The organism is Vibrio sp. 10N.261.52.A1, assembly GCF_002876325.1.
In the GTDB taxonomy this organism is placed as follows: Bacteria; Pseudomonadota; Gammaproteobacteria; order Enterobacterales; family Vibrionaceae; genus Vibrio; species Vibrio chagasii.
In genome coordinates this window covers 1-2,984 of record NZ_MCYD01001409.1, presented here as the reverse complement: position 1 = coordinate 2,984, position 2,984 = coordinate 1, and the positions used below count along the sequence as shown (strand labels likewise).

The 2,984-nt window shown below is 44.6% G+C and carries 1 pseudogene; it reads right to left on the bottom strand.

From position 1 onward, the window contains the following. Positions 1-2,881 (bottom strand): annotated as a pseudogene (locus BCT81_RS28470) (DUF1566 domain-containing protein); the annotation flags it as partial. Positions 2,882-2,984 lie beyond the last annotated feature (103 nt).

Here is a 2,984-nt window from a genome sequence, read left to right as displayed (position 1 = left end):
GGTTCAATAAGCCTTGGGTCGTCGGCAGCGTCCATGTTGTGTATACATAAGCATTTGATGTGCTATAAACCTCACCACTCCTCACTATGACGTAACTGTCACTGTCATTGGCCCAATAATTTGTTCCTTCCTTTATTAAGTCACTGGTTAGATTTGAGGGTAGATTGTTACCACTCCGTTTAGAGAGTTCGATGGCTTGTTCCATTGTAGGAAGCGTCCAATCGTTGATACCGCAATTCTTTAACCCTCGAACTGTATTGGACACTTTGCCAACTTTTATATAATCCTGTTCCGTAGCCCAAAAAATCGGCTCACCTTTGCCCTCATTGTCATATTCAGCGATGCAATTGAAACTATCCCACTTATAACTCGGTCCATATGAAGTTTCTTTAAATTTTGCAGGGGTATTTAAATCTTGCATCGGAACAAATGTGATTGCGTAGAATTCACCGGTTTTATCTGTTGTTGCCCAAAGAGGTTCGCTCGCAGGGTTTTTAACGGTTTCTTTAGCATTTTCTTTTAACCTAATGGCCACATTATCTTTGTCATACGCTTCGGTGCCGATAAATTGTGGCTTCGATACAACGGGATGCCACGTTTTTCCTTGGTCGTTGGTGTATTCGTAATGTTGAGGTAATTCGAAACTGCTTTCTTGCCCCCCAATGGTGACTTTTTGCCAGTAATCCCAGTCATAACCGTTGGTGAGGTTAGCTTTAGCCTTATCCTTAGCCTCAAATTCGGGATTAATGATCCTTGCTCCTACCCCCTTGGGCACCGGGATATCGAATACCTTGGTGAAGTCTTCCGTAGGCGAAGCTATCTCACCGCTAGCTCTGGCATGGCTGACACTTCTTGCTACGCGTAATTGGACATCTGTTGCGCTTCTCGCTTCGTTACCCACATGGAAAGGCATTGTCACTACTTTGGTCCATGTTGCCCCTGAATCGAGCGATACTTCATAATCCTCGGGGTTATACGGCTCAACGATGCGCCAATCAAGAGTGTTGTCGATATCATTTACAACCAGATTTTGTGGTGCATCAGGTTTGAAAGTATAGGGTTTATCAGAGCAGAGCAGTTCGCCAGGAGGGTGCTGCTTTATCGCGTTTTCTTTTACTCGCACGCAGACCTGTCCGCTGGCAAAAGCTTTATTATCAACGAGCTGAGGATTACCGGTGACCGCATTAAAGTGAAGCCCTCGATCTAGTGAATACTCGTAGGAACTAACTTCTTCAAATGTTTCAACGGGCTGCCATTGGAATGTATCCTGTGTGTCGTCAACCATTGGATTGGTTGGGGCGACCGGTTGACTATCTGAATGGGTAAAAGCTGAATCGATCGTCAGTTCATATCCAGGCGGTCTCGCATTCGATGAGTTACTTTTCACACGAATCGAAATCGTACCCTCTGGGTATGATGCATTTTCGAGTATGAATGGAACTCCCGTTACATCCTGCCAGTCCTTATCAAGGCCAAGCTTTATCTCATAAAATGATGGGGCCTCGTAGCCATCTACCCAGAACCAATTGATCAGGTTGCTGTTGTCATTGGCAAAATCGAGTGTCGGTTGCTCTGGTTTTGGTGGTGTAACGGTCATTGGAGCGGTTGCCGCTCTGATGGAACCAGCTAGATGTCCAAGTGTACTATTTTCAGCAACTCGTACTTGTAAATGACCACTTGGTATGTCGAGGTCAGCGATATTCTGTGGCTTTTCTGTTGCCCGGATCCAGTTGGTTCCGTTGTCCAGTGAGTATTCATAAAGGCTTGGAGCATTGAAAGAATCGACAAAATCCCAATCAAATCGGTTTTTTGCATCATCGACGTAAATTTTATAAGGGGCCGCTGGCTCGGTTTTTAACGTATATGCTTCATTTGAAACTGCAATGTTTCCTGCTGGTGTGTTTCGTGTTTTCGAAGCGGCAACTCTTACCTGAACAGCCCCTTCTTTGAGCGCTTGGGACCCGACATGAATCGGTTTTCGGGTCACGGTTGCCCACGTATTTCCCGAGTCTAATGAGTATTCGTAATCTGAATTTTGGTTGAAACCACGGACAAATTGCCAGTTGAACGTATCAGATACATCATCTACTTCGATATGTTTAGGTGCAGGAGGAGCGATTAAGATTGCACCACTGCTGATATCCGATTGAGATATTGTAAGTTGGTCTTTGAACGCCTCACCAAGTTTTTTCAACGTGTTGTTTGTTCCAGGTGCACCATGTGAGAGTAAATCTGTTCGCGCTTTCAAGGCGATTAGATCTAGCGAAGCGAGTTTGTACATAGCGCCTTTACGAGCATTTATTTGATCTATGCCTGCCTCAATGGAAGCCTTTTGTGCCTCTTGAATTACGCGGGTTAAACCGCGAGCAAGCATATGTAATTCTTCGCTATTTGATGAGTTTGATGAGGCGTAATCACTTATAACCAGTTGCTTCTCAACTCCTAGCTCTTGGGCAATCAATTGTGCCGCCATGTCAAAGCTGATCCCACTGCTTTGTGCGACGCTGGCGATGAGTGAGGTGACCGGGCTAACAACCGCGGAGTGTGTTTTTGGTATTTCAAGTGTGAATGTTAAATCTATGGTCTGGTTTGGCATATCCATGTCGATGGTTTGGTTTGCGATTGCCTCAACCAAGAGCGTCTGTTCTGAACTCTCATCATCAAGATTTAATTCAAAGTACCCATTGGAATCTGTTGTTGAGACATCTCCATCTGCGGAATCACACATAGCATTGTGGTTTTTATCTAAACAGACTTTCGCTTTGTGTAGGTAACCATCGAGAGCTACCCCTGACAGTTTTTCTGCATCTGCTTCTACGAACGATTGTGCCTGTTTTTCATCTGATCCTGCGCCACCACAAGCCATTAGCATTGTGGACATGAGCGAAACACCCACCAATGTGTATGGATTCCTTACCACTTGAACTCCAAATATTTTATAAATTACTCATAAGAAAGGCCGCTGATGTTAATTTAAATGATAG